At 60.1% G+C, this 25,344-nt stretch carries 26 protein-coding genes and 1 pseudogene; 7 read left to right on the top strand and 20 right to left on the bottom strand.

All coding sequences use genetic code 11. The annotated features are described in order from the left end of the window. Positions 1-39 precede the first annotated feature (39 nt). Positions 40-303, top strand: coding sequence for a hypothetical protein (locus ACG74X_RS17215; protein ID WP_224888552.1), 264 nt, complete (start codon positions 40-42; stop codon positions 301-303). Here ACG74X_RS17215 and ACG74X_RS17210 read toward each other — a convergent pair. Next, positions 297-2,483: a heavy metal translocating P-type ATPase gene (locus tag ACG74X_RS17210; RefSeq protein WP_043755113.1), complete on the bottom strand. Its 2,187-nt coding sequence runs from the start codon at positions 2,481-2,483 to the stop codon at positions 297-299. The genes ACG74X_RS17215 and ACG74X_RS17210 overlap by 7 nt on opposite strands. 345 nt (positions 2,484-2,828) lie before the next feature. Between ACG74X_RS17210 and ACG74X_RS17205 the strand changes: the two genes are divergently transcribed. Further along, complete coding sequence (locus ACG74X_RS17205; RefSeq protein WP_369817429.1) at positions 2,829-3,116, top strand: hypothetical protein; 288 nt, start codon at positions 2,829-2,831, stop codon at positions 3,114-3,116. Positions 3,117-3,163: 47 nt separating this feature from the next. On the opposite strand, the gene ACG74X_RS17200 is transcribed toward ACG74X_RS17205, so the two are convergent. From ACG74X_RS17200 to ACG74X_RS17190, 3 genes and pseudogenes are all read right to left on the bottom strand, one after another. Next, positions 3,164-3,829 (bottom strand): L,D-transpeptidase, encoded by a 666-nt coding sequence (locus tag ACG74X_RS17200; RefSeq protein WP_007803448.1) that lies wholly within the window; start codon positions 3,827-3,829, stop codon positions 3,164-3,166. 193 nt (positions 3,830-4,022) lie between these two features. After that, complete coding sequence (locus ACG74X_RS17195) at positions 4,023-4,745, bottom strand: cytochrome c biogenesis CcdA family protein (RefSeq protein WP_007803446.1); 723 nt, start codon at positions 4,743-4,745, stop codon at positions 4,023-4,025. Beyond that, positions 4,733-4,852 (bottom strand): annotated as a pseudogene (locus ACG74X_RS17190) (IS5/IS1182 family transposase); the annotation flags it as partial. The pseudogene ACG74X_RS17190 and the gene ACG74X_RS17195, both read right to left, overlap by 13 nt. Positions 4,853-4,961: 109 nt before the next feature. Here ACG74X_RS17190 and ACG74X_RS17185 point away from each other — a divergent pair. Then, on the top strand, positions 4,962-5,606 hold the full coding sequence (locus tag ACG74X_RS17185; RefSeq protein WP_007803445.1) for a hypothetical protein: 645 nt from the start codon (positions 4,962-4,964) through the stop codon (positions 5,604-5,606). A 7-nt stretch (positions 5,607-5,613) separates the two neighbouring features. On the opposite strand, the gene ACG74X_RS17180 is transcribed toward ACG74X_RS17185, so the two are convergent. From ACG74X_RS17180 to ACG74X_RS17160, 5 genes are all read right to left on the bottom strand, one after another. Continuing rightward, the gene (locus tag ACG74X_RS17180; RefSeq protein ID WP_007803442.1) at positions 5,614-6,951 is read right to left on the bottom strand and encodes an APC family permease; all 1,338 of its coding nucleotides are present in this window, start codon (positions 6,949-6,951) and stop codon (positions 5,614-5,616) included. A 48-nt stretch (positions 6,952-6,999) separates the two neighbouring features. Further along, positions 7,000-9,345 (bottom strand): copper-transporting P-type ATPase, encoded by a 2,346-nt coding sequence (locus ACG74X_RS17175; protein ID WP_012187177.1) that lies wholly within the window; start codon positions 9,343-9,345, stop codon positions 7,000-7,002. 78 nt (positions 9,346-9,423) lie between these two features. Beyond that, the gene (gene lgt / locus ACG74X_RS17170; protein WP_007803438.1) at positions 9,424-10,344 is read right to left on the bottom strand and encodes a prolipoprotein diacylglyceryl transferase; all 921 of its coding nucleotides are present in this window, start codon (positions 10,342-10,344) and stop codon (positions 9,424-9,426) included. A 105-nt stretch (positions 10,345-10,449) separates the two neighbouring features. Further along, on the bottom strand, positions 10,450-10,836 hold the full coding sequence (locus ACG74X_RS17165; protein ID WP_007803435.1) for a DUF302 domain-containing protein: 387 nt from the start codon (positions 10,834-10,836) through the stop codon (positions 10,450-10,452). 140 nt (positions 10,837-10,976) lie between these two features. After that, the gene (locus tag ACG74X_RS17160; RefSeq protein WP_012187178.1) at positions 10,977-11,585 is read right to left on the bottom strand and encodes an EF-hand domain-containing protein; all 609 of its coding nucleotides are present in this window, start codon (positions 11,583-11,585) and stop codon (positions 10,977-10,979) included. Between the two features lie 397 nt (positions 11,586-11,982). Between ACG74X_RS17160 and ACG74X_RS17155 the strand changes: the two genes are divergently transcribed. Beyond that, the gene (locus ACG74X_RS17155) at positions 11,983-12,540 is read left to right on the top strand and encodes a hypothetical protein (RefSeq protein ID WP_012187179.1); all 558 of its coding nucleotides are present in this window, start codon (positions 11,983-11,985) and stop codon (positions 12,538-12,540) included. Positions 12,541-12,616: 76 nt separating this feature from the next. Here ACG74X_RS17155 and ACG74X_RS17150 read toward each other — a convergent pair whose 3' ends face one another. From ACG74X_RS17150 to ACG74X_RS17135, 4 genes are all read right to left on the bottom strand, one after another. Further along, complete coding sequence (locus tag ACG74X_RS17150; RefSeq protein ID WP_411236399.1) at positions 12,617-13,282, bottom strand: L,D-transpeptidase; 666 nt, start codon at positions 13,280-13,282, stop codon at positions 12,617-12,619. Positions 13,283-13,324: 42 nt separating this feature from the next. Further along, on the bottom strand, positions 13,325-13,810 hold the full coding sequence (locus tag ACG74X_RS17145; RefSeq protein WP_008327308.1) for a disulfide bond formation protein B: 486 nt from the start codon (positions 13,808-13,810) through the stop codon (positions 13,325-13,327). A gap of 140 nt (positions 13,811-13,950) precedes the next feature. Next, positions 13,951-15,213, bottom strand: a complete 1,263-nt coding sequence (locus ACG74X_RS17140) for a multicopper oxidase family protein (protein WP_007803424.1) — start codon at positions 15,211-15,213, stop codon at positions 13,951-13,953. A 125-nt stretch (positions 15,214-15,338) separates the two neighbouring features. Further along, entirely contained in the window at positions 15,339-15,920 is a 582-nt protein-coding gene (locus tag ACG74X_RS17135; protein WP_012187183.1) for a L,D-transpeptidase, read from the bottom strand. A 179-nt stretch (positions 15,921-16,099) separates the two neighbouring features. On the opposite strand from ACG74X_RS17135, the gene ACG74X_RS17130 reads away from it, so the two are divergent. Both ACG74X_RS17130 and ACG74X_RS17125 read left to right on the top strand, forming a co-directional pair. Then, entirely contained in the window at positions 16,100-16,936 is an 837-nt protein-coding gene (locus ACG74X_RS17130; protein WP_411236396.1) for a DUF305 domain-containing protein, read from the top strand. A gap of 12 nt (positions 16,937-16,948) precedes the next feature. After that, complete coding sequence (locus tag ACG74X_RS17125) at positions 16,949-17,713, top strand: MauE/DoxX family redox-associated membrane protein (RefSeq protein WP_012187037.1); 765 nt, start codon at positions 16,949-16,951, stop codon at positions 17,711-17,713. Positions 17,714-17,734: 21 nt separating this feature from the next. Here ACG74X_RS17125 and cueR read toward each other — a convergent pair whose 3' ends face one another. Together cueR and ACG74X_RS17115 are read right to left on the bottom strand one after the other, a co-directional pair. Then, complete coding sequence (gene cueR, locus ACG74X_RS17120) at positions 17,735-18,133, bottom strand: Cu(I)-responsive transcriptional regulator (RefSeq protein WP_007803416.1); 399 nt, start codon at positions 18,131-18,133, stop codon at positions 17,735-17,737. A 12-nt stretch (positions 18,134-18,145) separates the two neighbouring features. Continuing rightward, entirely contained in the window at positions 18,146-20,656 is a 2,511-nt protein-coding gene (locus ACG74X_RS17115; RefSeq protein WP_411236394.1) for a heavy metal translocating P-type ATPase, read from the bottom strand. Positions 20,657-20,808: 152 nt separating this feature from the next. Between ACG74X_RS17115 and ACG74X_RS17110 the strand changes: the two genes are divergently transcribed. Continuing rightward, entirely contained in the window at positions 20,809-21,009 is a 201-nt protein-coding gene (locus ACG74X_RS17110) for a heavy-metal-associated domain-containing protein (RefSeq protein ID WP_007803412.1), read from the top strand. Positions 21,010-21,051: 42 nt separating this feature from the next. Here the strand turns inward: ACG74X_RS17110 and ACG74X_RS17105 are convergent, their stop codons facing one another. The 5 genes from ACG74X_RS17105 to ACG74X_RS17085 are packed head-to-tail and all read right to left on the bottom strand — an operon-like array spanning position 21,052 to position 25,215. After that, the gene (locus ACG74X_RS17105) at positions 21,052-21,783 is read right to left on the bottom strand and encodes a DsbA family protein (protein ID WP_009807488.1); all 732 of its coding nucleotides are present in this window, start codon (positions 21,781-21,783) and stop codon (positions 21,052-21,054) included. Position 21,784: 1 nt separating this feature from the next. Continuing rightward, on the bottom strand, positions 21,785-22,267 hold the full coding sequence (locus ACG74X_RS17100) for a c-type cytochrome (protein ID WP_007803408.1): 483 nt from the start codon (positions 22,265-22,267) through the stop codon (positions 21,785-21,787). Continuing rightward, on the bottom strand, positions 22,264-23,658 hold the full coding sequence (locus tag ACG74X_RS17095; protein WP_007803406.1) for a multicopper oxidase family protein: 1,395 nt from the start codon (positions 23,656-23,658) through the stop codon (positions 22,264-22,266). The genes ACG74X_RS17100 and ACG74X_RS17095 overlap by 4 nt, the downstream gene beginning before the upstream one ends. A 43-nt stretch (positions 23,659-23,701) precedes the next feature. Further along, entirely contained in the window at positions 23,702-24,619 is a 918-nt protein-coding gene (locus ACG74X_RS17090; protein ID WP_007803405.1) for a c-type cytochrome, read from the bottom strand. 2 nt (positions 24,620-24,621) lie between these two features. Next, positions 24,622-25,215, bottom strand: coding sequence for a c-type cytochrome (locus tag ACG74X_RS17085; RefSeq protein ID WP_007803403.1), 594 nt, complete (start codon positions 25,213-25,215; stop codon positions 24,622-24,624). Positions 25,216-25,344 lie beyond the last annotated feature (129 nt).

Raw genomic sequence — 25,344 nt, 5'->3', positions numbered from 1 at the left:
TAACTTTTTACTTTGGAGGCCGTGGTGATGCGAAATATTATGAGAGTGCTGCTCGCCACACTCGCAAGTGCGCTCCTCCTGTCCGGACCTGTCGCCGCGACGCCGGCCAAGGAGGCGCCTTGGCTTCCCGAGGCAGCGGCCTACCGTCTGACGCTCTTTCTTGGAAATCTCGAGCCTCTGCCCTGGGACGACATCGAGACCGCCTGGACGGAACCCTACCGGGGTTCGGAATTCTCTGTCGGGGCGCTGGCGTGGCTGGACCGCAAAAGCGATATCGAGCTACCGAAACCGCCGGATCAATGACCGTGCGCCAGTGCTCCTTTCGCCATCTGCTCGCCCGCCGGTTCTCCGCCTGAAGGCCCGGCCTCAACCTGATGGCCGTTCAGGAGCCGAAGTGCGTTGGCGACCACCAGCAGAGACACGCCTACATCCGCAGCAATGGCGCCCCACATTGAGGCCATACCGAACGCGGTCAGCCCGACGAACAGCGCCTTGGTCGCCAGCGATATGCCGATATTCTGGTGGATGATCGTCATGGCACGGCGCGAATGGCCGATAAGCCAGGGTACCTTGCCGATGTCGTCGGTCATCAGCGCGATGTCGGCCGTCTCGATCGCGGCATCCGATCCGACAGCGCCCATGGCGATGGCATAATGCGCCCGCGCCATGGCCGGTGCGTCATTCACACCGTCGCCGATCATCGCCACCATGTCGTGGCTTTCGACGAGTTCCTCAATGGCCGTCACCTTGTCTTCTGGCAAAAGTTCGGCGCGCACCTCGTCGATGCCGACTTCGGCTGCCACCGCGCGCGCGGTGCGTTCGTTGTCGCCCGTCAACATCACGATGGTCTTCACACCCTGCGCATGCAGACGCGCAACGATCCCCTTTGCATCTGGGCGGATGCGGTCGCGAAGCTCCAGTACGCCGGTCACGCCGGTCTCGTCACCCACGGCAACGAGGGTGCTCCCTGCCCCTTCGATCCGATCCCGCAGATCCGCCGGAATGGCATTGCCGAACCCCTTCTCTTCGGCGAAGCGATCCGAGCCGAGCCAGATAGCGCGCCCGTCGGCGCGTCCTTCCAGACCGCGCCCGGGCACGGTACGGGTGTCCTCTGCGGCAGACACGGAAACACCATCGGCTTCGGCGCGCGAGAGGATGGCGCGTGCCAGCGGGTGTGAAGACCGCGCCTCCAGGCTTGCTGCCAGCGCCATGAGATCGCGTGCGGAAACGCCGACCAGTGGGTGAACCGCCGCCACCTCAGGCTCGCCCATGGTGATCGTCCCGGTCTTGTCCATCGCCAGTGCCGTGGTCCGCCCCGGCGCCTCGACATAGGCGCCGCCCTTGATGAGCACCCCCGCCCGTGCCGACGCGGTCAGCGCTGCCACGATGGAGACCGGCGTAGAAATGACCAGCGCGCAAGGACATGCGATGACCAGAAGGACCAGAGCATTGTAGAACCAGTAGTCCCAGGCGCCGCCGAGCAGCAGTGGCGGCACCAGCGCGATGGCGATCGCCAAAGCCATCACGATGGGTGTGTAGATGCGCGCGAACTTGGCCACCCACTGTTCGACCGGCGCGCGGCGGGCATGGGCATCGCCCACCATGCGAATGATTTTCGCGAGCACCGTGTCCGAGGCGGCCTTCGTCGCCCGCACCGTCAGTGTGCCCTCGCCGTTGATCGTGCCGGCATAGACCTCGTCGCCTGGTTCCTTGGGCACTAGCGCGCTTTCCCCAGTAATTGGGGCCTGATCGACGGCCCCTGCCCCGTCCACGACCTCACCGTCGAGGGGGATCCGGTCGCCGCCGCGCACGATAAACCTTGCATTGACTGCCACGGCCGCGGCCGGAACGTCGGATTCAGATCCGTCGTCGTAAAGAACCCGCGCCGTTGGCGGCGCCAGATCGAGGAGCGCGGAAACCGCATTACGCGCCCGCCCCACGCTCCAGCTCTCAAGATAAAGCGAAAGCGAGAAGAAGAAGGCGACCGTCGCGGCCTCAAAAAACTCGCCGAGGCCGATGGCGCCCGCGACGGCCACCACCATGAGCAGGTTCATGTCGGGGCTAAGCCTCCGCGCCGAAGACCAGGCCTTGGGCGCGACAAGCCAGACGCCAAAAAGAATCGCGACGGCGAAGATCCCTGCTTCCACCATAGGCATAGGCACCTCGCCATGGCCCGCAAAGAGCCCGAGCGCGCCGCCCATGCCGGTCTCGACAATGTGAAAAAGGAATCCCGCCGCCCAGAAGCCGCCGCTCAACGAGGTAAAGCGCTTCTGACGTGCCAGATGCGCCGCCTGGTCCTCTGCTGCGTTGTCGGCATCCCATGGCTTGGCGCTCATGCCGGTCGTTGCGACCAACTGCGTGACTTCGTCGTCTGGTATCCTCTCGGCGCTATCGAGGATGGTCATTCGCCCGTTGATCACGTCGAATGCCAGGTGTTCGGTTCCGCCCACTTTCGGCCCGACAACCCGGTTCAGGATCGCCACCTCTTCGGCGCAATCGAGCCCGGAGACCTGAAAGCTCCTTCCGCCAGACGGCGCTGGCGCCGTGGACGCGACGTCCTTGCTGGCGTCGCAACAGGAGTTGCCTCTTGGGTCAGAATGCTCTTGATCACCCGGATGGCCGTGATCGTTGCGGTTGCCGTCGGAAGACATGGATTGACCTCAGGATTCATTGATTCCACATTGACATAGCCCCTACAGTAACTAGAGCTTCAAGGGCAACAAGTGGATATTCGTCCAGCAAGAAAGGCGCCCTGCGGAGGCTTGAAGCTAGCCGCCCCCTTGAAACGACGCGGTTGGAGCAACGCTTGCCGGTACGAAGCGATCAGAATGAGTGAGGTAGACATGCAGAAACGAAACGCGCCGATTATCGCAGCGACATTGGTGCTTGCTGGCTGCGCGGTGCCAACGCTGGACGACGGCGGCGCTCGCAACGAAGTGGGAAGTGTTCCCGAGGCCGTCATTGCCCTTGCTGCGCCTGGTCAGGATCTCACCACGGCGCGGCTTCGTCCCGAGGATGGCTGTTATTGGTATGAACACAGCGGTCCGGTGGAAAACACCTTGGTTCCGCTACGCTCGGCAGGTGGCAACCCCATCTGCACTTCGCGCCAGTCCTGATCAGCCCATAGATGCGTCAAGCCCACGCGTAACACATGATGCGCCAGTCAACTTCTCGGGGTGACGCTGTCTTCCGCCGAGTACAGGAATGCCGTCGAGCCAATCTCGACGTTGGGATAGAGATCATTGATGTGTGCCATGACCATTCGGACGCAGCCGGAACTCGCACGGCCGCCAATGCTTCTTGGATACGGTGTCCCGTGAATCCTTAGATAGGTGTCTCGGTCGCCGACGAAGAGATAGAGGGCTCGCGATCCGAGCGCGTTTTCAGGTCCGGGTTCCATACCGTCAGCGATATCGGCGTAAAGCTCTGGGTCGCGGTCGATCATGTTTTGTGTCGGCTGCCAATGCGGCCACCTGACCTTGCGCTTGATCGTATAGGTGCCCGGTTCGTAAAGTTTACCGCGCGCGATCGCCACGCCATAGCGCATCGCCGTGCCGCCTTCTTCGATGTGGTAGAGATAGCGCGCAACAGCATCGACATGGATATCACCGGGTACAAGTCCGTCCTTCGCGAGGACCCGCTGTGGCAGGAAGCGAGGGTGAAGGCCCCAAGGGTTGGACGTGGCCGGGTCGTAGCCGGGAGGTGTAACCTGTGCGTCCCAAGCTGCCTTCTGCGCATCGGTAGGCCACGTGTCTGCAAGGAGCGGGCTGGATATCGATGCCGAAAACAGCGCGGTGGTCGTCTGGATGAAATGTCGTCTTGTCAGCATATAGATTGCTCCGTTCACGCATTGGACGGCAAACCGAACCTTACCCCGAACGCAGTGTTGTTCGCCCGGGAAGGAGTGAGGCGTTATTGGCAACTTGCTCCATGGTGCCGTTCTTTGTCGGTGGCTTAACTCCTAAAGCTACTAGAGGTTCAAGAAAATTTTCTGTTATCAATAGACGCTGCTACTAATGGAGCTATCCGATCCGTCCCAGAACCGGAAATACGTCGAGCATCCAGTATGACAGCGCGCTCAACTGCCCTGTCATCATCGCCAGCCCCATCAAGATCATCACTATGCCCGCAAGCTGGTGGAGGCGGCGGCCAACCCGGCCGATGGCCCGCAACCGTCCCGCGATCTGGTCGGTGAATCCGGCCACGATCAGAAACGGTATTCCAAGGCCGGCGGAATAGACGGCAAGCAGCATGATACCTTCGCCCATCGTGGCACTCGCCGCACTGGCTGTCAGGATCGCGCCGAGGATCGGGCCGATGCACGGAGTCCAGCCGAAACCGAAGGCAAGACCGAGGACATAGGACGCAGCGGGTTGGCCCCCGGGGATGTTGAGATTGAATCGGAAGTCGCGTTCCATGACCGAAACACGCGCGGCTCCTATCATGAAGAGCCCGAAGAAAATGATGATGCCGCCCCCAACGAGGTTGAGTTCATACCGCCACCGAAGCAGGGCCTGACCCATTGCAGTCGCGGATGCGCCAAGTCCCATGAAGATGGTGGAGAAGCCGAGGACAAAACACAGGCTCAGCCAGACCGCGCGCGACGGCGAAGCGCCGACCACCCCGCCCTCAGCGGCTGTGCGCCCGGTTACGTAGGAGACATAACCTGGCACAAGAGGTAGCACGCAGGGGGACAGAAATGATATCGTGCCGGCTAGGAGGGCGGCGGTGAGGGCGCGCGCCAAGTGATGTCTTCGTCGACCCAGATCAGCAGGGACCCCCGCTTGCGCAGCGATGCGTTGTAGCTGGACCAGTTGGTCGTACGATAGCGGGCGGGAGATGGGTTGCTCATGGAATGCGGCTAACAGCATGGGTTCGCGAAGGGAATCCTGAGGCGTCAGACTTGTGCAACAACGCCCCGTATCATCGACCTAGTGGTGCCCACATGGCAGGCTATTTCAATGGATAGATTTTTCTCTATCAGTATGCCCGCGGCTCAGTTTGTTAGAAATGTCCTGCTGTTCAGCTTCGCTGCATTACTGCCGGTCCTGTTGTTCTACGTCTTACTGGCTCCGGGCTTTGCTCCGGCTCTTGCTGCCGGCGGACCGGCACTCATGCGCTTACTAAGGCAGGTTGCGACCAACGGTTTGCCCGTGGTTTTTGCCGTCAACTATGTCAGTTTTTTCCTTTTCGCTATGACAAAGCAACCAAAGGCGGGCTCAAGAGACACGGCGTTTTTCGTGCTGGTCGATGTCTTGCTCAGAGCCCTTCTCTTTCCAGGTCTCCACGTGCTGATATACGTTCTATCTGCCGACTGGTTCGGGTCATTCGGCGGCAATCGTTCAACCGCTTTGGCGGTTGTATCCCCGACTCTTGCGCGTTCGGCGTTTTTCGAGAACATCTCCGGCGTTTACCTCTATGCGACTATGATAAGCGCGTTGCCGCTCTACGTCTCGGCTTTCGGGCGGTCGGAATTTCTTGGACCGGTTGTACGTCGCTTGCCCATGAACACGGGCGTGATGCTGCTTGCCCTGGCTGCGTTTGCCTTGTCGGTCGGGCTGATCACGATCGGCGCACAAGGCATCGCATCTCTTCAGGCCAGGTGATGGCAGGCTAATCACCGTGGGCGTGGGCGGGGGCGGGGGCGACTTGCGGTGCCACCCATTGCGACAAGTAAACGCGCTCGAAGGCGAACACAGCGATCATCCCGACAGCGGCGTAGAGAACGATCATCGGGTCGCTTTGAAGCTTCATCACGGTGAAAGCTGCCAGTACTATCGCATCGAGCGCCAGGGCAGTCAAAAGCACGATACCGAAGGCGCCGACGTCTGCTCGACGATAGCGGAACACGCCCCAATGTATGATCATGTCCATGACGAGGTAAAAGAAAGCACCGAGGGATGCGATCCGGCCTAAATCAAAGAGCACGGCCAACGTCGCGGCGATGACGACAGTATAGACCAGGGTGTGGCGTTGGATGGGACCTGGCATACCGAAGTGGCTGTGCGGGATCATTTCCATGTCGGTCAGCATCGCCAGCATACGCGACACCGCGAAGACGCTGGCCAGAACGCCGGACGCCGTTGCGACAGCGGCCAGGATCACCGTGAGTATGAAGCCGGTTTGTCCAAGGGCGGGCTGCGCCGCTTGTGCCAGCGAATAGTCACGCGCTGAGATGATCTCCTCGATCGTGAGACTCGAACCGACCCCGTAGGCGACCAACAGGTAGACGACGACGCAGATTCCGATAGAGAACATGATCGCTCGGCCAACATTGCGATTTGGTTCAGTGATCTCGGCTCCGCTGTTGGTGATCGTGGTGAATCCCTTGAACGCAAGGATGGCCAGCGCCGTAGAGGCGATGAACCCCGTGAGCCCGTAGGATTGTGAGGTCTCGGACGCCGCGGCGAACGCAAAACCACTGGACCACAGGGCCGCGATGCCAAACAGAGCTATGCCTCCGATCTTGATCGCGGCCATGATCAACGAGAACAGCCCGACCGAGCGGTTTCCGGCCATGTTCACCAAAAAGGCGAAAACGATCACGGCCACAGCCAGAGCGGGGACCAATGGGCCACCTTCGATATCGAAAGGGCGCAGGACATAGGTGGCGAAGGTTCGCGCGACGAGGCTTTCCGCGATCACCATGCTGAGCGCCATCAGCAGTGCGGCCCCGCCCGCGATGGCTCCGGGGCCATAGCATTTCTGCAGGATCATGGCGATGCCACCCGAGGACGGCCATTTGTTCGACATCCTGATGTAGCTGTAGGCGCTGAAGCTTGTGACGACCGCGCCGGCGATGAATGCAAGCGGGAAAAGCGGGCCGGCGAGCTGCGCGATTTGCCCCGTCAACGCAAAGATTCCAGCGCCGATCATCACGCCTGTCCCCATCGCAACGGCTCCGCCCAGACTGATGGAATTTTCGCGGTACGTTTCTTTTTCGCTCTGCATAAATGGCCCCCTTTTAATTTTGGTTCATCCGAACGCTGTTGCGCGCTTCTAGATACGAACGCCGCGAAGGCGCAGCGAATTGAGCACCACCGAGATTGACGACGCGCTCATGGCGAAGGCAGCAAACATCGGACTGATGAGGATGCCAAAGAAGGGAAACAGAACTCCCGCCGCGACCGGCACGCCGGAGGCGTTGTAGATCAGCGCGAAGAACAGGTTCTGGCGGATGTTGCGCATCGTGGCCCGGGCGAGCCGCCGCGCACGCACGATACCATCAAGGTTGCCCTTGACCAGCGTGACGCCCGCGCTTTCGATGGCCACATCGGCGCCGGTGCCCATGGCGATGCCGACATCGGCCTGCGCGAGCGCGGGGGCGTCGTTGACGCCATCCCCGGCCATGGCGACCTTGTGGCCCGCCTCTTGCAACTCAAGGATGATCCGCGCCTTGTCCTCCGGCAGCACGTCGGCCCGGATCTCATCGATTCCGAGCCGCGTGCCGATGGCCTTGGCCGTGCGTTCGTTGTCGCCGGTCGCCATGATGACGCGGAACCCCAGTTCATGCAGATCCTCGATGGCTTCTGGCGTGGTCTCCTTCACTGGGTCGGCGACAGCAACTAGACCGGCGATCTCGCCATCCAGCACAACGAACATGACCGTCTCGCCTTCGTCGCGGCGGGCATTGGCCTTGGCGGTCAACGCGCCCGCCTCGAGCCCCAATTCGCGGATCATCGCCAAATTGCCGAGCGCGACCGCTTTGCCGTCAACGACCCCCTTGACGCCCTTGCCAGTGACCGCCTCGAAGTCCCGTGCCTCGTCCATTTTGACATCTCGCTCCTCCGCACCCCTGACGATCGCTTCGGCCAAGGGGTGCTCCGATCCGCGCTCAAGCGATGCGGCGAGACGCAAGACCTCGGCTTCGTCGTGGCCGGGTTGCGGGAGTACGTCGACAAGCCGCGGCTTGCCTTCGGTCAACGTGCCGGTCTTGTCGACGATCAGGGTATCGACTTTCTCGAACCGCTCCAGCGCCTCGGCGTTCTTGATCAGCACCCCTGCCTGAGCGCCCCGTCCTGTCGCTGTCATGATCGACATCGGTGTCGCCAGGCCAAGCGCACAAGGACAGGCGATGATCAGAACCGCCACCGCCGAAATCAATGCGTAGGAAAGCGCAGGCGCGGGCCCCCAGATCGCCCAGGCGATGAAGGACAGGACCGCGATACCGATGACGGCCGGAACGAAATATCCCGCCACCTTGTCGGCGTATTTCTGGATCGGGGCGCGCGAGCGCTGCGCGTTCGACACCATCTCGACAATTTGAGCCAGCATCGTGTCGGACCCGACACGCGTCGCCTCCATCACCAGACTGCCGGTGCCATTGATCGTCGCGCCGGTCAGCGGGTCGCCCTCGGTCTTCTCGACCGGCACGGGTTCACCGGAGATCATGCTTTCGTCGACCGAGGACCGGCCGTCCAGAACCACGCCATCGACCGGCACCTTGTCACCGGGCCGCACGCGCAGCCGGTCCCCGACTTGCACGTCCTCCAGCGGGATTTCCTCCTCGGATCCGTCGTCCCGGATGACCCGCGCGGTCTTTGCCGCCATGTCGAGAAGCGCGCGGATCGCCTTGCCGGTCCCCTCGCGGGCGCGTAGTTCCATCACCTGGCCGAGCAGCACCAGCGTCACGATCACCGCCGCCGCCTCGAAATAGACGCCGACATGGCCTTCGGAGTCTCGGAACCCATCAGGGAATATGTCCGGTGCGAGAACGGCAACGACGCTGAAGAGCCAGGCGGCAAGAACGCCCATGCCGATCAGGGAGAACATGTTGAGGTTCAATGTGCGGAACGAAATCCATCCGCGTTCCAGAAACGGCCAGCCGCACCACAAGACCACTGGCGTTGCCAGGATCAATTCGATCCATTGTGTGGTGCTTTCGCCAAAAAAAGTCCGGACTGCGGGGAAACCGACGAATGGCCCCATCGTGAGGACAAGGAGCGGGATCGTCAGGACTGTGCCGACCCAGAACCGCCGTGTGAAATCCACCAGTTCGGGATTTGGACCTTCATCGCCCGGCACACCGGATTCCAGTTCCAATCCCATACCACAGATCGGACACGCGCCCGGATCAGGCTGCCGCACCTGAGGGTGCATCGGGCAGGTGAAAATGGGACCATCATGTCCTGTAGGAACCAGATCATATCGGCCATCGGCCGGCGTGGCACCCGCGTGGTGTTCGTGATGATCATGTGCTGAATGGACCTCGAGCTCCGATTCCGGCACGAGGTGCATCCCGCATTTCGGACAATTGCCGGGCTCGTCCTGCCGCACCTCAGGGTGCATGGGGCAAACGAATACCGAAGAAGCTGCTGTGGTTTCAGAACTGTCGGGAGTGCTCATTTTGCGGTCCTTTCCGAGAATGCTTCTCTTGCCTAGGGCTTCCATCCGCGGGAGGGTCAAGAGAGATCAGTACGGCGATTACATTGCGGCTCTGCGGGGTGGCGCTGTCCGGCCCCGTTCCCGCCGGGCGAACACGATCAACGCCAGCCCGACCAGCGCCATTGGCATGGAGAGCAACTGGCCCATGGTCAAACCCCACTCACCAAAATGAAGCGCATGGCCGATCGGGTTGTCCGCCGTCACAAATTGTTGGTCCGGTTGCCGGAACATCTCGACGAAACTTCGGGCAAGACCATAGCCGGTCAGAAACACGCCAGCCAAGGCACCGGGCATTTTCAGCCAGCCCCGGCCCCAAGCGAGATAAATGAGCAGTATTCCAAGAATGAGCCCCTCCAATACCGCCTCGTACAGCTGGGACGGGTGTCGGGCGCAGAGGCCGCTAACCCCTGGGCAGGCCTGCGCGACTTCGCCGGGAAAGATCACCGCCCAGGGAACGTCCGTTGGACGCCCCCACAACTCATTGTTGGTGAAGTTCGCCAGCCTTCCAAGAAACAAGCCTGGTGGTGTTGCCAAAGCCAGCAAGTCGCCAGTGCTGAGCAATGACGCGTTCTGTCTAAGGCAGAACAGCAAGGCCGCGATGACAACTCCCGCGAACCCCCCGTGGAAAGACATGCCGCCTTGCCAGACCATCAGAATTTCCAAGGGATTGGCGAGATAATATGCGGGCTGGTAGAACAGTACAAAGCCCAGGCGACCACCAGCAATCACGCCGATGATGATCCACGTCAGAAGATCTTCGATCTGCGTTCGGTCAAGCGGCGGTCCAGCTGACGTCCAGAGCGCGGGACGGCTTATGGCACTCGAACAAATGCGCCAGCCAATCAGGATACCGAAGATATAGGCTAGCGCGTACCAGCGGAGTGCGAATGTGACCCCCCCGATGTCGAAGGAGAAGAGGTCGGTTCCAATATCCGGAAATGGCAATCCCGCTGGCAGCACTGGGTGAGTTCCTCATCAGGAATTTACGTGGGGATTAGATGGCATTGATCGAGCACCGCTAAAGGCGCTCGATCTGCGACAGGGCATCCAACGCCCATCCCGCCATCACGCGGTGTCGAGGGCGTCCCGAAGGAGATCGCGGACTTCGCCGGCGACCGCGTCCAGGTCTTGGTTCTGCACCGCCTGCATCGAAGCGACAGGATCGACCGCGCTGACCTCGGTGTCGCCGTCCAGTTGCCGCAGGATAACATTGCAGGGAAGCATCGCACCGATGCGAGGCTCGATCTCGATGGCTTTGTGCGCCATGCCCGGATTACAGGCCCCCAAGATGCGGTAAGGCGGCATGTCCGCATCAAGTTTCTTTTTCATCGTCGCTTTGACGTCAATCTCAGTCAGAACGCCGAAGCCCTTGTCTGCCAAAGCATCCCGAACACGCATCTCTGCGTCATCGATTTTGGTGTCTTTCAGGACGCGATCATAGGTATAGGCCATGGGAATTTTCCTTTCCGTGTCTCTATTTGTTGGCATACCGAGGCTAAACGGTTCAGGTCGCGGTTCGGTTCAATGTCCCGACCGCGAATGGTTTTGGGGTTGTGAGGACGGGTGCCGGAAAAAAACCGGCACCCATTGGCTCAGTTGTCCTGCATCATGGAGCCGTTGCCCATGCCCTGACCGTTGCCAGGCCGCGCAGGCGCATCTGCCATATTCGACCGCATCATCTGCATCCGCTCCATCCTATCGGCAGGAGCGGCCATCTCTTCCGGCGTCACCGCGCCGTCGCCATCGGCATCGAGGTGTTGGAAGCGATCCACCATCATTTCGCGGATCATCGCGCTGTGGAGAGCTTCAAACTCGGTAATCGAGAGGCTTCCATCCCCGTCGCTGTCAAACTCGGAAAGCTTGGCCTGCAGCTGCGTGCGCATTTCTTCCGGCGTCGTTGTGCCGTCTCCATCAGTGTCGAACATTTGCATCATGCCGCCAGCCATGCCTGGGCTCATCATACCACTGCCCATGCCTGCGCCCATCATGCCTGCGCCCATCATGTTTCCGTGCATGCGCTTCATCATGTCCATCATTCCGCCCATGTTCCCCATCATACCGGGACCACCGTTCTGCATCATGCCTGGTCCGCTCTGGGCGCCAAATTGTCCCCCACGCCCGTGGTTGGCGTCCGCGAATGCGGCACCGCCAAGGGCGGTTGCAGCCAGGGTCATTGCAGCGAGTAAAGTGTTGCGTTTCATTTCGATCACCTCGTGTCAGTGTTGCGATACCCAGCATATGGGGGGCACCTGCAGATGCGGAATGCCACGCGAGCCGGTGTTTTGTATCGCGAGGTCACAAAGGCGGGGTCTGTTACAAATTGCGACAAATCAATTCGGGGCGAACGCTCCTCTTCATCTGAAACATGCGATATCCAGAAAAAAAGGTGTCGAGGATCCGTATACCAACCGAAACCGAACCCATGTTTCGGTAGAGGTGAAATCCGGAAGAGTTGATGTCGAGATTGCTAGAGGCCCTGAATATCCCGAAAATTCAATCATTCAACCCATGGCAGGAGGCTGCAGGGTGCTCTTTTTGAACCGCATTTTCTCAGTTCTAACCTTGGTAATTTTGGCGGGGTGCGGTGCAGGAAACGACATGCGCCCGGATGCTTCAGCCGAAGTCATCAGTAGCGCATCCTACCGTCACGATGGACCGGCCGCGCTGACGTTGTACACCATGATCAACAACAGGTCCGGGGCGGGTGCGCATAGCAGCGTCATGATTAATGGGTCGCAGCGTGTTATCTTCGATCCGGCAGGAACGGTCCGGCTGAGCGCTGTACCGGAACGGGGAGATGTGCTTTATGGCATTACTCCACAAGTGGCCGATTTTTATGCGCGGGCTCATGCTCGCGAGACCTACCATGTCGTCATACAAGAGATCGATGTGTCTCCCGAAGTCGCGGAGCAGGCTTTGCGCCTTGCAATTGCCAGCGGCCCAGCCGCTTCCGGTTTTTGTAGTGCCAGTACCTCCGCGGTACTCAGACAATTACCAGGATTTGAATCCATCGGACGCACATTTTTTCCAAAGCGCCTGATGGCGGATTTTGGCAAGTTGCCGGGCGTGCGAACCACAAAGCTGTTCGAGAACGATGAGGACGACAAATCCGTAGCGATCGCACAGTTCGAAAGTTCACTTGCGACACAGCCGTGAGTGTTCGTCCAACAATTCATTGGAAGATGTCCCTGCACGACGCAGTCCTCGGCGTGTGAGCCAAAGATGCAATAGGTTAGCTTCGAGCGGTAACGCTGTCTTCGGCCGAGTAAAGGAACGCCGTCGATCCGACAGCGACATTCGGATAGAGATCATTGATGTGGGCCATCACCATGCGCACGCATCCCGAACTGGCCCGGCCGCCAATGCTGCGAGGGCTCGGCGTTCCGTGAATTCGAAGGTACGTATCCCGATCTCCGACGAATAGATACAAAGCCCTGCTGCCCAAGGCATTGTTGGGGCCGGGCTCCATACCGTCGGCAAACCGCTCGTAAGCCTCCGGATCGCGTTCGATCATTGACTGCGTTGGCGTCCAGTGCGGCCATTCGACCTTTCGGCGGATCGTATAGGTGCCGGGTTCATAGAGATCGCCCTTGGCAATCGCCACCCCGTATCGCATCGCGGTGCCACCTTCCTCGATATGGTACAGATAGCGCGCGATCGCATCGACGTGAATGTCACCCGGGCGCAAACCGTCATTCGCCAAAACGCGTTGCGGCAGCAGCCTGGGATGCAGCCCCCATGGGTTGGTTGTTGCCGGGTCATAGTTGGCGGGCGTGATCTGCGCATCCCAAGCTGCTTTTTCGGCTGTTGACGGCCAGGTCTTAGCGAATGCTGGCGAACTCAGAGACGCTGAAAACAGCGAGGCGGAAAGTGCAAGGAAGTGTCGTCTTGTAACCATGAAGCGAAGCCCTTTGTTTGTTTTCGATGAATGCGGGACGATTCAAGAAACGTCCGCGACCCCATGCCACCGAACCTTTTGATGTCTTGCGATCGCGACCAACCAGAGGCAAGCAAGGACACCGCTTAGGATCGCGTTCCAACTGGCCATGGACAACGTCAGAAATTCCCAGACAACCTCACTGCACAGAACAAGATTGGACGTATTTGAACTGGCAGAGGGCAGCAATTCCGATACCGACATTTGGGAAACATCGAGGCCGGATCCCGTGCAAGAAGTCGGTCCCTCCCACCAGCCGCGCTCGACACCGGTATGAAACACTCCCAACGCGGATGTGCTGAGTACCGACAGGGCACCGATTATCAGGATTGGCAAAATCGGCAGAGCAAAGAGCAACAGAGCGCCCATTCCAATGGCGATTGCGTGTGGGTAGCGTTGCCAGATGCACATTGCGCACGGCGCGTACCCAAGAGCCTGGAAAACGAAGGCCCCCAACAGCAAGGCGGCTGATCCTGCCGCCGCAGTCATGCCGAGAGATTTTGGTGTCAGGGTCAATGAACGCTCCCATTGGCAGTCGATGGACCTGTTTCTCGCTTGTCAGGTTACGTAGACGGCGAAAGGCCTGTTATCATTCAGAGATTTGTAACGGTATGTATCCGTCTCGACCCTCAGCCGACTCTGATCCACGTTGCCATACCGTCGGCTTGGTGGCTCAACATGTGGCAGTGCAGCATCCACGATCCCGGATTGTCCAGGACGACGAGAATATCCCGCGTCTCGCCGGTATCCAGATAGGTCGAGTCCCGGTATGGACCGGCTTCACCCGCCGCATCGAGTTCCCAGAAATGGTGGCCATGCAGATGCATGACGTGTGGGAACCCGGTTTCGTTGCGGATCGAAATGCGCGCGGTCGTCCCCTGCGCGGCGGATAGGAAAGGCCTTCGAGGCAGGCCGGATACGTCATTGAGCGCCCATGTCCCTGTGCCGTTGTGGGACGCGCTTCCCGCACCTCCCTGGAGCACCAGCTCCGCGGTTTGGCCGGGGTCTTTCGGGGCGGGCATTCGGTTGGCGGGCAATGCGGTGATGGGCGCTTTCGCGGGCTCACGGGAACCGGAAACAGCGATTTCGCCAAGGCTCAACGTCTGTTCTCCAAAGCTGTCGTCGAATCTAATAGGCCCGGTCGCATCACCAATCACATCGCATCTTTGCCCCGGAGCGAGAAGGATCGGTTCGAGCGTCCGAGGATGCGCCAGAGGCATGCCATCCAGTGCAACGATCTTGCCTATCAAACCATCCAGGCCGACACGGTACACCCTGTCGATAGAGGGATTTATGAGACGCAGTCGCAGACGGTCGCCTCGTTTCACAGTCTTGCCGGTTCCATTGAAAACAAGTGCCGTGACCGTATTGCCGATACGGCCCTCGGTTGCGAAGTGGGCCGGGTTGAACGCTTCGTCGTACTGCCCGGACTGATCCAGCAAGACATCGAAGAACTGAACAACGATGTCATGGTCGACAGCCGGCGCATTTTGCTCCTCGACGATGAAGGCGCCGAAAAGACCGCGGCTGACCTGATCGTAAGACAGGTAATGCGAGTGATACCAATACGTGCCGGCATCCGGGACGCCGAATTGATAACGATACGAGTCGCCCGGAATGACCACATCCTGAGTGAGGACGTTGACACCATCCATCCGATTTGGAACCCGCAACCCATGCCAGTGAACGAGAGCGCCCTCCTCCAATCGGTTATCGAGGGTAATGCGGGCGGTTTGTCCTTGTCGCATTCTGACTTCTGGGCCCGGCAGACCACCGTTGAAGCCCAACATCGACACGTCGTACCCAGCAAGGTGCGCCTTGATCGATTGGGGCGCGAGGATCAACTCGTGTGTCGCTGCTGGCAAGCGGGTACCAGCCAGCGCAACGGTCATCCCGCCAAGGAAAGACCTCCGGCTCAAAGACAATTCCGTCACCTCATGAATGATAGACTGGCTTTCGCCAACTGCCGCACTTGTGCCATTTCCGGAAGAGGAACTTCAAGGCGACAGAACACTCCTCACGCCGTTGTCACTTTGGGATACAGGAAGACGCGGGCGCCGATTTCAACGCGTTCGTACAGATCCTTCACATGTTCATTCGTCAACCGCGCGCATCCATTCGACACGGCAGACCCAATTGTCTCCGGGGCGTTCGTTCCATGAATGCGAAGATAGGTATCGCGTCCCTCGGCATCGTAGAGATAGAGCGCGCGGGCCCCGAGCGGGTTGTTTGGCCCGCCTTTCAGTCCATCCTTGTACTTTGCGTATTTGCGTGGCTCGCGCCGGATCATGGCGTTCGTTGGCCGCCACCATGGCCATTTGGCCTTGCGCGCTACCGTGAACTCTCCGGGTTCGTACAAACCTTTGCGCCCTACCCCGACCCCGTAGCGGATCGCCATCCCGTCCTCGAGCATGAAATAAAGGAAAAAATCGTCGGGAACGACGTGGACATCGCCTTTAACCCAGTCACCACGACGGGTGTTTACCAATTGTGGTTCGAACCGTTCGGGCAATTTGACTTTGTGGGCCCAGGCAGTTGTGGGCAGAAAGCAACCCATCGCTCCGGCACAAATCAATTCTCGTCTCGTGAAATTCTGCATGGCGCGATCTTCTCGGACCCATGAAAATTCAGTGCGCGTCAGGGGCAAAGAAAAGAAGCCGTGAACCGGGGCAAACGACGCGCCTTTGTTGCCTTGAAACTACGAAAATTCGTGCTTTTGGAACTCTCCAGCGCTGGAATGTTGTTGTTTTACAGAGAACTGCAAGGAGGTGACTGGAAATGCACTACTCACGATTCTTTATGATGATCGGAACATCGACCGTGGTCATGTTCGTTCTGATGTACCTGAACACCTATCTTTGGGGCCATATCTTCTTTTCGGAGACACGCCTTTACATGGCCATCCTGATGGGGGCGACCATGGCCGTGATCATGTTGGCGTACATGTTGTCCATGTATCAGAACAACAAAGCCAACATCGCGATTTTCGTTGGCGCAATAGTCCTTTTCGCGGCGAGCCTCTGGCTGGTTCGCGGGCAATTCACGGTGCAGGACAGGTCCTACATGCGCGCCATGATCCCGCACCACTCGATCGCCATCATGACGTCGACTCGTGCCGAGATCACCGACCCGCGCGTCCGGGGGCTCGCAGACGACATCATCTATGCGCAGGACAAGGAAATCGCCGAAATGCGCTACCTTATTGCTGACATTGGAGCAAACGGCGAAGCATCGGCCACGCGAAGCGAAACGCCGGCGCAGGTTGTGGATGCGCAACAGGCGCTTCAAACGGAGGTCGTGTCGAAGGTCGATCCTGAGTTTCTGACGGAAGACGAAATCGCTGCGGTGTTCCCGAATGGCGGAAATTGCCGCTTTGCTTACACCTCGGACAGTCCGGCTGTACTGGTGACTGGTGAAACCGGCGAAGGGTCTGCCGCCGCAATGAAGATCAGCGGTGATCTGGTGCGCCTGAATGCGCAGGGCGAAAATGCATTTTCTGAAGGCCCGCTGTCGGCCGAGATCGCAGAGACGAACGGTGACCTGACCGATCTGATCGTCAGCGCGGGAACCGACTACGAAGCCGGGTTCCGTGGTCAACTTACGTGCAGCGGATAAGGAGGAAAGGACATGCCCCGCGACACAGACAGTAAATCCGCGCAGCTTTATCGCATGGTCATGCCGGGCCATGTCTGCCCCTACGGTCTGAAATCGAAAGACCTGCTGGAGCGGCAAGGCTTCGAGGTGGAAGACCATCCGCTTGACACCCGTGAAGACACCGATGCTTTCATGGAGAAGCACGGGGTCGAGACGACGCCGCAGACTTTCATCGGGGACGAACGGATCGGCGGTTACGATGATCTCAGGGTGTTTTTCGACATTGACCCACCCGAGGAAGAGCAAAGCGACACGACCTACCAGCCGGTCATCGCGATCTTTTCCGTTGCCGCGCTGTTGGCATTGGGCCTGTCTTGGCACCAGTACGGGTCGGTCCTTACCTTGCGGGGGTTCGAATGGTTCATTTCGCTGTCCATGACCATTCTCGCGATCCAGAAATTGCAGGATGTCGAAGGGTTTTCGACGATGTTCCTCAACTACGATCTGCTGGCGCGCAAATGGGTGCGATACGGCAAGGTCTACCCGTTCGGCGAAGCGTTGGCAGGTGTCCTGATGACTGCCGGCGCGCTGCTGTGGCTCTCGGCGCCTGTCGCCCTGTTTATCGGCACGGTCGGCGCTGTCAGCGTGTTCAAGGCTGTTTATATCGACAAGAGAGAGCTGAAATGCGCCTGCGTCGGCGGTGACAGTTCCGTCCCGCTGGGGTTCATTTCGCTGACGGAAAACCTGATGATGATCTTCATGGGTATCTGGATGCCGGTCCGCGCGATCTGGTTCTGAGGTACAGCCCCTTCTTGCCTGTCACTTGGCCAACCGCTCCGGCGACAGATCCTCGATGATGGGGCAGTCGGGCCGGTGATCCCCGGCACATTTTTCCACCAGTTCGGCGAGCGTCGCGCGCATGGATTGCAGTTTCGCGATCTTTTCCTCGATCTGGCGCAGATGGTCTTCCGCAACCGCCTTCACTTGCATGCTTTCGCGGTTTTCATCCTCGTAGAGCGACAGGAGCGTCCTGCAATCTTCGATGGTGAACCCCAAGGCCCGTGCGCGACCCAGAAACGCCAGCTTGTGAATGTGGCTCTCGGTGAACGCGCGGTAGCCGTTCTCGCTACGGTTCGGGCGGATCAGCCCGATGTCCTCGTAGTAGCGGATTGTTTTTGGGGGCACACCCGATTGTCGGGCAACGTCTCCGATGTTCATGTCGAACCTCCGTTATTCTGCTGGAGCAGGAGTGGCGGCTGCCAGCTCTGCCGGGATTGCGCGCTGCTCGTCCATCGCAGGCGCGATGCGCCGCAGCCGCAGGGCATTGGTCAGGACAAACACCGAGGACAACGCCATCGCACCCGCCGCAAGGATTGGTGACAGGAGCAACCCAAAGGCGGGATAAAGCACCCCGGCAGCGACCGGAATAAGTGCCACGTTGTAGGCAAAGGCCCAGAACAGGTTCTGCCGGATGTTGCGCATGGTCCGCCGCGATACTTCGAAGGCGTTCACCACGCCGCGCAAATCGCCCGACATCAGGACGACATCCGCAGATTCGATGGCCACATCGGTGCCGGTTCCAATGGCGATGCCCACATCGGCATGCGCCAGCGCCGGGGCGTCGTTGATCCCGTCGCCGACAAAGGCGATGCGCTTGTTCCCTTGGCGCAAACTGTCGAGCGCCGCAACCTTGCCGTCCGGCAGGACGCCGGCGATGACGTGGTCGATACCGGTTTCGCGGGCGATGGCTTCGGCGGTTTCGCGTTTGTCGCCGGTGATCATCGCAACCGCAAGACCCTTTTCGTGCAGCGCTGCGATGGCTGCGCGGCTTCCCGGTTTGACCGGATCGGCCACGCCGATCACGGCGGCGACACGCCCATCTATGGCAGCGTAAAGCGCCGTGCGACCCTTGCTTGCGATCTTCGTTTCCTCTGGAGCCAATGCCGAGACGTCAATGCCTTCGCGCGCCATGTAGCGGTCGGCCCCAACCAACACCTCCACGTCTTCGACCACGGCGCGCACGCCGTAACCTGTGACCGATTGAAAGCCTTCGGCCGCCACAAGAGGTGCGCCCTCGGCCCGCGCGGCCCGCACGATGGCGTCCGCGACAGGATGCTCGGAGAGCGACTCCACGGCAGCGATCTTCGAGAGCGTTGTTGGGCGATCGAACCCTTCCGCCAGCACAAGGTCAGTCAGTGCGGGTCGCCCCTCGGTCACCGTGCCTGTTTTGTCGAGGGCGACCACATCAACGGAATCAAGTTGCTGCAAGGCGTCACCTTTACGGAACAGGACACCCATTTCCGCAGCACGTCCCGTCCCGACCATGATCGAGGTCGGCGTCGCAAGCCCCATCGCGCAGGGGCACGCGATGATGAGCACCGACACACCGGCGACCAGCGCCATCGTCAGGGCCGGATCAGGCCCGAAAAACAGCCAGACCAGCACGGTCGCCGCCGCGATCGCCATCACGGCAGGCACGAACCACAAGGTGATCCGGTCGACCAATCCCTGGATCGGCAGTTTGGCGCCCTGGGCCTCTTCGACCATGCGAATAATCTGCGCCAGGGTCGTGTCGGCGCCGACCCGCGTGGCGAGGAACTGTAGGCTTCCGGCGCCGTTGACCGTCCCGCCGGTCACCGTATCTCCGGCACCTTTTTCAGCGGGGATCGGCTCGCCTGTCAGCATGCTTTCGTCGACGCGGCTGGTCCCCTCGATGACCTCGCCATCGACCGCGATGCGTTCACCAGGGCGCACGATGACGATGTCACCCTGAACCAGCGCATCGATCTCGATCTCGACGCTTTCTCCGTCCCGCATCACGCGTGCAGTCCGCGCCTGAAGCCCTAATAGCTTCTGGATGGCCGCGCCCGTTCTCCCCTTGGCGCGCGCTTCAAGAAACCGCCCCAGAAGGATCAGAACGACGATGACCGCTGCCGCCTCGAAATAGACGGTGCGCAGCGTGTCAGGCAGGACCGACGGTACGAATGTCGCAACCACGGAATAAAGGTAAGCCGCCCCGGTGCCGACCGCGACGAGGCTGTTCATGTCGGGGGCACCCCGGAACAAGGCCGGGAAACCCTTGGTGTAAAACGTCCGGCCCGGGCCGAAGAGAACGATTGTCGTCAGCACGAACTGAAGAAGCCAACTCGTCTGCTGGCCAATCGTGGTCTCGATCAGCATATGAACGGCCGGAATGACGTGGCCACCCATTTCGATCAGGAAGACCGGCAAGGCGAGGATGGCCGCAAAGGTGACCCGTTTGGCAAGCGCCTGAGCCTCTTCCTCCTTGCGCGCAACTCTGTCGTCACCGGCCTGGGCCGTTGCCACGGTTGCTGGATACCCTGCCGCGCCGCTTGATTCGATCAGATCGGATGTCGTGACAAGACCTTCGACGTAAACGACCGTCGCCGTCTCTGAGGCGAGGTTGACGTTCACCTCGACCACCCCGGGCACCGCGGCAAGCGCCTTATCGACCCGCCCGACGCAAGAGGCACAGGACATCGCTGCAATCGTGAGTTCGGCCCTGGCCTTCCGCGCGGGGTAGCCCAGCTCGCGAAGGGATTCGATGATGTCGGGAATGCGCTTGAGCGCGTCCACGCTCATGCGAGCAGTTTCCGAGGCAAGGTTCACCGACACATCCTCTACGCCGTCGATTGCATTCAATGCGCGATCGACCCTGCCAACGCAGGACGCGCATGACATGCCTTCGATCGGCAGGCTGATCTGTTTGGGTTCGGGCATATGTGTCACCTGTTTTTCCATTCGAAGTGGAATATGAGGCTTCCAGTTACTGGAGGGTCAATGGGAGGGCGCCAAATAAATTTCTTCACTTGACCTTCCAGCGGGGGGAAGCCCCATGTCACCGATAGAAATCAGATCAAGGAGTGGTTCCGATGAAGTTCAGCGTTCCGGACATGAGCTGTGGGCATTGCACCGCAGCAATCGAAAGCGCGGTGAAGAGCGCAGATCCGAATGCAGGCGTAGAATGTGACCTTTCTGCCCGACAGGTGCATGTCGACAGCGTGTTACCAGCCGATCAGGTCCAAGCGATCATTCGGGATGCGGGCTACAACGTGGAACCTGCGGCCGCTTGATGCAGTGCCTGGACCACCCAAGGGTGGTCCGGGCACAGAATTTCAGTCTTCGACTTTGCGGGCTTCCTCGACCAAGTCGGCAAGCTGCGCCTTTTCGACGAAGCCCGGGACCAGCGCATCCCCGATCACGAAAGACGGCGTGCCGTTAAAGCCCAGAGCTTGGGTCAGTTGCATGGAGGTCGCAATGTGCTCTTCGACCTCGGGGGCCTCCATGTCCTTGCGCAACTGCGCGATATCCAGGCCGATCTCCTCGGCCACGCGCAGCACGGAGGCCTCTTCCGCGCGGCCTTCCAGCCCCATCATTGCCCAGTGAAACTCTTCGTATTTGTCCTGCTTGCGCGCTGCCAAGGCCGCTTTCGCGGCAAACACCGATCCGTCTCCGAGAATGGGCCATTCACGATAGACGAGGCGAATGTTGGGATCGTCTTCGATCAAAGCCCGCACCTCGGGTTTGACCCGCCGACAATAGGGACAGTTGTAGTCGAAAAATTCCACAACAGTGACGTCCCCTTCCAGGTTGCCGAGAACCGGCGCATTCGGATCGTTCTCGATCAGATCGCGCTGGTCATTCAGAACTTGGGCCTGACTGAGCTCCTGCGCTTGCGCCTGCCTTTGTTCGAGGATCGCCACGGCCTCCATGACAATCTCCGGGTTCTCGCGGATTGCCTCGAGCACAAGTTCCTTGACCCGGGACTCTGACAGTTCGTCCGCGAGTGCCGGTATCGGAAGCAAGGCAGCTATCGCGACCGTCGTGAAGGCTTGTCTGAAACGCATTTTAGTTCTCTCCCCGTTGTTCGTCGGCTTCTGTCCGCGCGGCCTGGACTTCGCGGATGCGGTCTGGCCAGGTGGACCGGATGAAGGCCAGGATGTTGTGAATTTGCTGGTCGGTCAGCACGTCTGCGAAACCGGGCATGCCACTGTCGAATTCGACGCCCTGACGCGCCAGAAGCGCCGCACCCCCCAGTTTTGTGTAATCGAAGAGCAGGCTGTCAGGATGATGCCAGGTGTGACCCGTCTCATCATGTGGTGGTGCTGGCAGGCGCCCATCCGCGCCGGGCGTTCGCCATTCCGGCTGGCCTTCCAGACCCGCGCCATGACAAGACGCACAGTTTTCTGCGTAGAGCAACGCGCCTTCTTCGATGTCGTAGCTCTCCGCCCTGGACGCGCTGCCGACATCCGAGGATGCACTGGTCGAGAGCCAATACGTGAAGGCGGCTGCTGCGACAGTGATCGGAAGGGACCAAACGAGATATCTCATGTGACCCGTATCCAGGTTGTCATGCCAGATGCGGCGTGGCTGAGCATGTGGCAATGGAACAGCCACTTGCCGGGATTGTCTGCCGTAAAGGCGATCTCCCGGGACTCGTTGCCGGCCAACAGGATCGTGTCCCGCATCGGCCCGAACGCGCCGTCGGGGCGCAGCTCGCGGAAATGCATCCCGTGCAGGTGCATCGCATGTGGGAAAACGGTCTGGTTCTCGATCTTCAGGCGCACCGGCTCGTTCAGGGATAGATCGGCCAGTGGCGTGTAGGTCATTTCGGCGACATCATTCAGGGCCCAGAATTTGCCCGCTTGGGCAAGCTGACGGAATCCAAGACGTTCCCCGCCAAGCAATGCGGACTGCATTCGCCCCATTGCCCCGCCGGACATGACCAGTCGCAAATCACGCGCATCGGCAAGGTCCGGGGCGTGTGCCGCGGGGTTCGGCGGCAACGGCAGTGGCTTGCCTCTTGGTACTGAACTGGCTGTGCCGTTGACCAGAAAACTCACCAACGGGGTCAGTTGATCATCATCGCCGATGCGAAGCAATTGGGCGGTGCCGCCTTCGTCTTCGGTCACATCCACAATTAAGTCGACGCGCTGTGCCGGGCCGAGGATCAACTCGCCGTCAACCGACTGGGGTTGGCCGGTTGGCATTCCATCCACGGCCACCGTCCAGCCACTGAATCCAGAGAGCCTCAGCGGGAAAATTCGAGCGCTTGCTGCGTTGATGATCCGCAAGCGAATGCGCTCGTTGCGCTGCGCGGGCAAGGTCAGGTCATAGCGCCCGTTGGTCGTGATAAAGTTGCCGGTACGTCCACCGTGGCTCATCATCATGGGCTGTTCGAAATTGTCGAACAGCTGCCCGCTCTCAGGGTCGAGCAACCAGTCCTCCAGAACGATGACTTCCTCGCGGTCGATGTCCGGTCCATCGACCTCTTCGACGATCAAGGCACCGCGCAGACCACGCGCGACTTGCTCGTATGAGCGATTATGCGCGTGATACCAATAGGTGCCCGCGTCCGGTACGACGAAGTCGTAGTCAAAGGTTCCACCCGGCGCTACGGCCTCTTGGGTCAGCCCTGAAACGCCATCCATCGCGTTGTCGATCCGGATTCCGTGCCAGTGAACCGAACTGGGATCGGGTACCTCGTTGCGAAACCTGCGACGCACCCGATCGCCTTGTGTGACCCTGATTTCCGGGGCCGGAACGAGGCCGTCATAGCCCCAGATCTCTGTTTCCGGGTAGGTGTCCGGAAGAAGCTGTCGACGTGCAACCTTGGCAATCAGGTCCTCGAACGGGGTCGCGGCAAAAGCCGACTGCGGGATGGCCGCCGCGCAGGCCGCCAGTGTTGCATGGCGCAAGAAATCCCGACGTGTTTGTCTCATTTCGATCCTCGAGAAAGCGGGGGCGTGTTGCCCCCGCGTGGTGTTAGTTCGACGCGGGGTTCTCCGCCTCGACCGTGTCCTTGTTCAGCAGGAAAAGCGCCATCGCTTCGCGATCGGCAGGTGTCAGAAACCGAGTTCCCTCGCGAACCACTTCCGCCATGCTGCCGCCGAAAGCATCGCCCGAAGGGGTGATGCCGGTCTGGAGCGCATAAGCGAGGTTTGAAACCGTCCAGTCATTTTTGACCAGGTCTTTTGGCCGTATCGCGGGGGCCTTGCTGCCACCGGGAAGCTGGGCGTTGCCTGCAAAGGAAGCACCGATATCGCGGCCTCCCGCAAGATTGCGCGGCGTATGGCAGGCTCCGCAATGTGCCGCACCGCGCACCAATTCCCGTCCTCGATTCCATGCGTCGCTTCGCCCTTCAATCGGTTCGGTATCCGGATCGTAGAAGAACGCCGCTCGCCAGAGCTTCAGCCCCCATCGTTGGTCGAATGGGAAGCTGACATCATTTTCTGGTGCAGGCTCGTCCACGGGCGGCACGGTTTGAAACGCCGCCCAGAGGTCAGCGATATCCTGATCAGAAAAATCCGCATAGAAGGTGTACGGGAAAGACGGATAGTACGGCGTTCCATCGGGGCCGATGCCTTGCCGCACGGCTTTTGCGAACTGTTCTGCCGTCCATTCGCCCATGCCATGTTCCGGGTCTGTCGTCAGGTTGGGCGGGTAGAACGTTCCGAACGGGGTTTCGAGCGGCGCCCCTCCGGCAAGTGGTGCGCCGCCCGCTTCAAAATTGGTATGACAGGCAATGCACCCACTGGCGCGCGCCAGATATGCGCCCCGGTCGACATTGCCCTCTATTGCAATCGGAGTCACTGCACTGCCGACAGGCCATGCAATCACGACGCCGAGGCTGGCCGCGCCCAGCACGGCGGCCCCGCTGACGAGTGTCAAGAACCGGCGCATGGTCAGTCTTCTTCCGCCCGGAAGCGTTCATGGCATGCGGAACAGACCTGGGTCGTCATCGCGAATGCTGCGTCGGCGGGCATTTCGGCAATGGCGGCCGCATCCATCATGTCGCCTCGGCCCATCATCGTGCTCCCGCCCATCATGGTTGTATCGCCTCCCATCATTGACCCGCCGCCCATCATCGAGGCGCCATCCATGGAGGTATTGCCGCTCATGCCGCCCAATCCATTGTCGGCTGCGCGTTCCAGGCCCTCAGAGTATTCTTCCAGCTGACTTGCCAATGCCGCGAAGCGCTCCCAGTCGGTCCACACCTCGTCCTTGGCTTCCGAGGGCATGCCCCCTGTGCCCTCTGGGAACAGCTTTGTCATGCTCTCACCGGCGTGCTGCTGGAACAGGCGCGCGGCATCGCGCACTGTTTCTGCGTCATAGGCCGTTTCGCCCCGCATCATCGGGGCCACGGTCTTGACCGCCTTCCCCATTGCAAGCATGGCATCCATGCGCTCTTTCACGATGCCGGTGGCACCGCTATGCGCGAATGCCGTGACCGCAGTACCTGCAATCAACACTGCCGCTACGATAGTCGTCTTTTTCATGTCTTCGATCCTTCTTTGGGTCTGCTTTTCGAGCGATGTGAAATCAGACCCACCGTCGGGGCGGTGGAGGATCGCTGATCGGGCGCAATTCGGTTCGTTGGATCGCGCCGTCTTGCATGACGGCTTTCA

This window comes from Marivita sp. S0852, from assembly GCF_046591575.1.
Classification (GTDB): Bacteria; Pseudomonadota; Alphaproteobacteria; order Rhodobacterales; family Rhodobacteraceae; genus Marivita.
The sequence above is the reverse complement of the archived record's forward strand: the minus strand, read 5'-3'. Positions and strand labels throughout refer to the sequence as shown.

Excerpts from the sequence above, each read along its gene's own strand:
- ACG74X_RS17160 (WP_012187178.1), bottom strand. The coding sequence starts at position 11,585 with ATGAAACGCAACACTTTACTCGCTGCAATGACCCTGGCTGCAACCGCC.
- ACG74X_RS17100 (WP_007803408.1), bottom strand. The coding sequence starts at position 22,267 with ATGAGATATCTCGTTTGGTCCCTTCCGATCACTGTCGCAGCAGCCGCC.
- ACG74X_RS17185 (WP_007803445.1), top strand. The coding sequence starts at position 4,962 with ATGGATAGATTTTTCTCTATCAGTATGCCCGCGGCTCAGTTTGTTAGA.
- ACG74X_RS17200 (WP_007803448.1), bottom strand. The coding sequence starts at position 3,829 with ATGCTGACAAGACGACATTTCATCCAGACGACCACCGCGCTGTTTTCG.
- ACG74X_RS17090 (WP_007803405.1), bottom strand. The coding sequence starts at position 24,619 with ATGCGCCGGTTCTTGACACTCGTCAGCGGGGCCGCCGTGCTGGGCGCG.
- ACG74X_RS17155 (WP_012187179.1), top strand. The coding sequence starts at position 11,983 with ATGCGCCCGGATGCTTCAGCCGAAGTCATCAGTAGCGCATCCTACCGT.
- ACG74X_RS17180 (WP_007803442.1), bottom strand. The coding sequence starts at position 6,951 with ATGCAGAGCGAAAAAGAAACGTACCGCGAAAATTCCATCAGTCTGGGC.
- ACG74X_RS17105 (WP_009807488.1), bottom strand. The coding sequence starts at position 21,783 with ATGCGTTTCAGACAAGCCTTCACGACGGTCGCGATAGCTGCCTTGCTT.
- ACG74X_RS17145 (WP_008327308.1), bottom strand. The coding sequence starts at position 13,810 with ATGACTGCGGCGGCAGGATCAGCCGCCTTGCTGTTGGGGGCCTTCGTT.
- ACG74X_RS17095 (WP_007803406.1), bottom strand. The coding sequence starts at position 23,658 with ATGAGACAAACACGTCGGGATTTCTTGCGCCATGCAACACTGGCGGCC.
- ACG74X_RS17125 (WP_012187037.1), top strand. The coding sequence starts at position 16,949 with ATGCCCCGCGACACAGACAGTAAATCCGCGCAGCTTTATCGCATGGTC.
- ACG74X_RS17165 (WP_007803435.1), bottom strand. The coding sequence starts at position 10,836 with ATGGCCTATACCTATGATCGCGTCCTGAAAGACACCAAAATCGATGAC.
- ACG74X_RS17130 (WP_411236396.1), top strand. The coding sequence starts at position 16,100 with ATGCACTACTCACGATTCTTTATGATGATCGGAACATCGACCGTGGTC.
- ACG74X_RS17175 (WP_012187177.1), bottom strand. The coding sequence starts at position 9,345 with ATGAGCACTCCCGACAGTTCTGAAACCACAGCAGCTTCTTCGGTATTC.
- ACG74X_RS17135 (WP_012187183.1), bottom strand. The coding sequence starts at position 15,920 with ATGCAGAATTTCACGAGACGAGAATTGATTTGTGCCGGAGCGATGGGT.
- ACG74X_RS17110 (WP_007803412.1), top strand. The coding sequence starts at position 20,809 with ATGAAGTTCAGCGTTCCGGACATGAGCTGTGGGCATTGCACCGCAGCA.
- ACG74X_RS17205 (WP_369817429.1), top strand. The coding sequence starts at position 2,829 with ATGAGTGAGGTAGACATGCAGAAACGAAACGCGCCGATTATCGCAGCG.
- cueR (WP_007803416.1), bottom strand. The coding sequence starts at position 18,133 with ATGAACATCGGAGACGTTGCCCGACAATCGGGTGTGCCCCCAAAAACA.
- ACG74X_RS17150 (WP_411236399.1), bottom strand. The coding sequence starts at position 13,282 with ATGGTTACAAGACGACACTTCCTTGCACTTTCCGCCTCGCTGTTTTCA.
- ACG74X_RS17215 (WP_224888552.1), top strand. The coding sequence starts at position 40 with ATGAGAGTGCTGCTCGCCACACTCGCAAGTGCGCTCCTCCTGTCCGGA.
- ACG74X_RS17115 (WP_411236394.1), bottom strand. The coding sequence starts at position 20,656 with ATGCCCGAACCCAAACAGATCAGCCTGCCGATCGAAGGCATGTCATGC.
- ACG74X_RS17140 (WP_007803424.1), bottom strand. The coding sequence starts at position 15,213 with ATGACCGTTGCGCTGGCTGGTACCCGCTTGCCAGCAGCGACACACGAG.
- ACG74X_RS17085 (WP_007803403.1), bottom strand. The coding sequence starts at position 25,215 with ATGAAAAAGACGACTATCGTAGCGGCAGTGTTGATTGCAGGTACTGCG.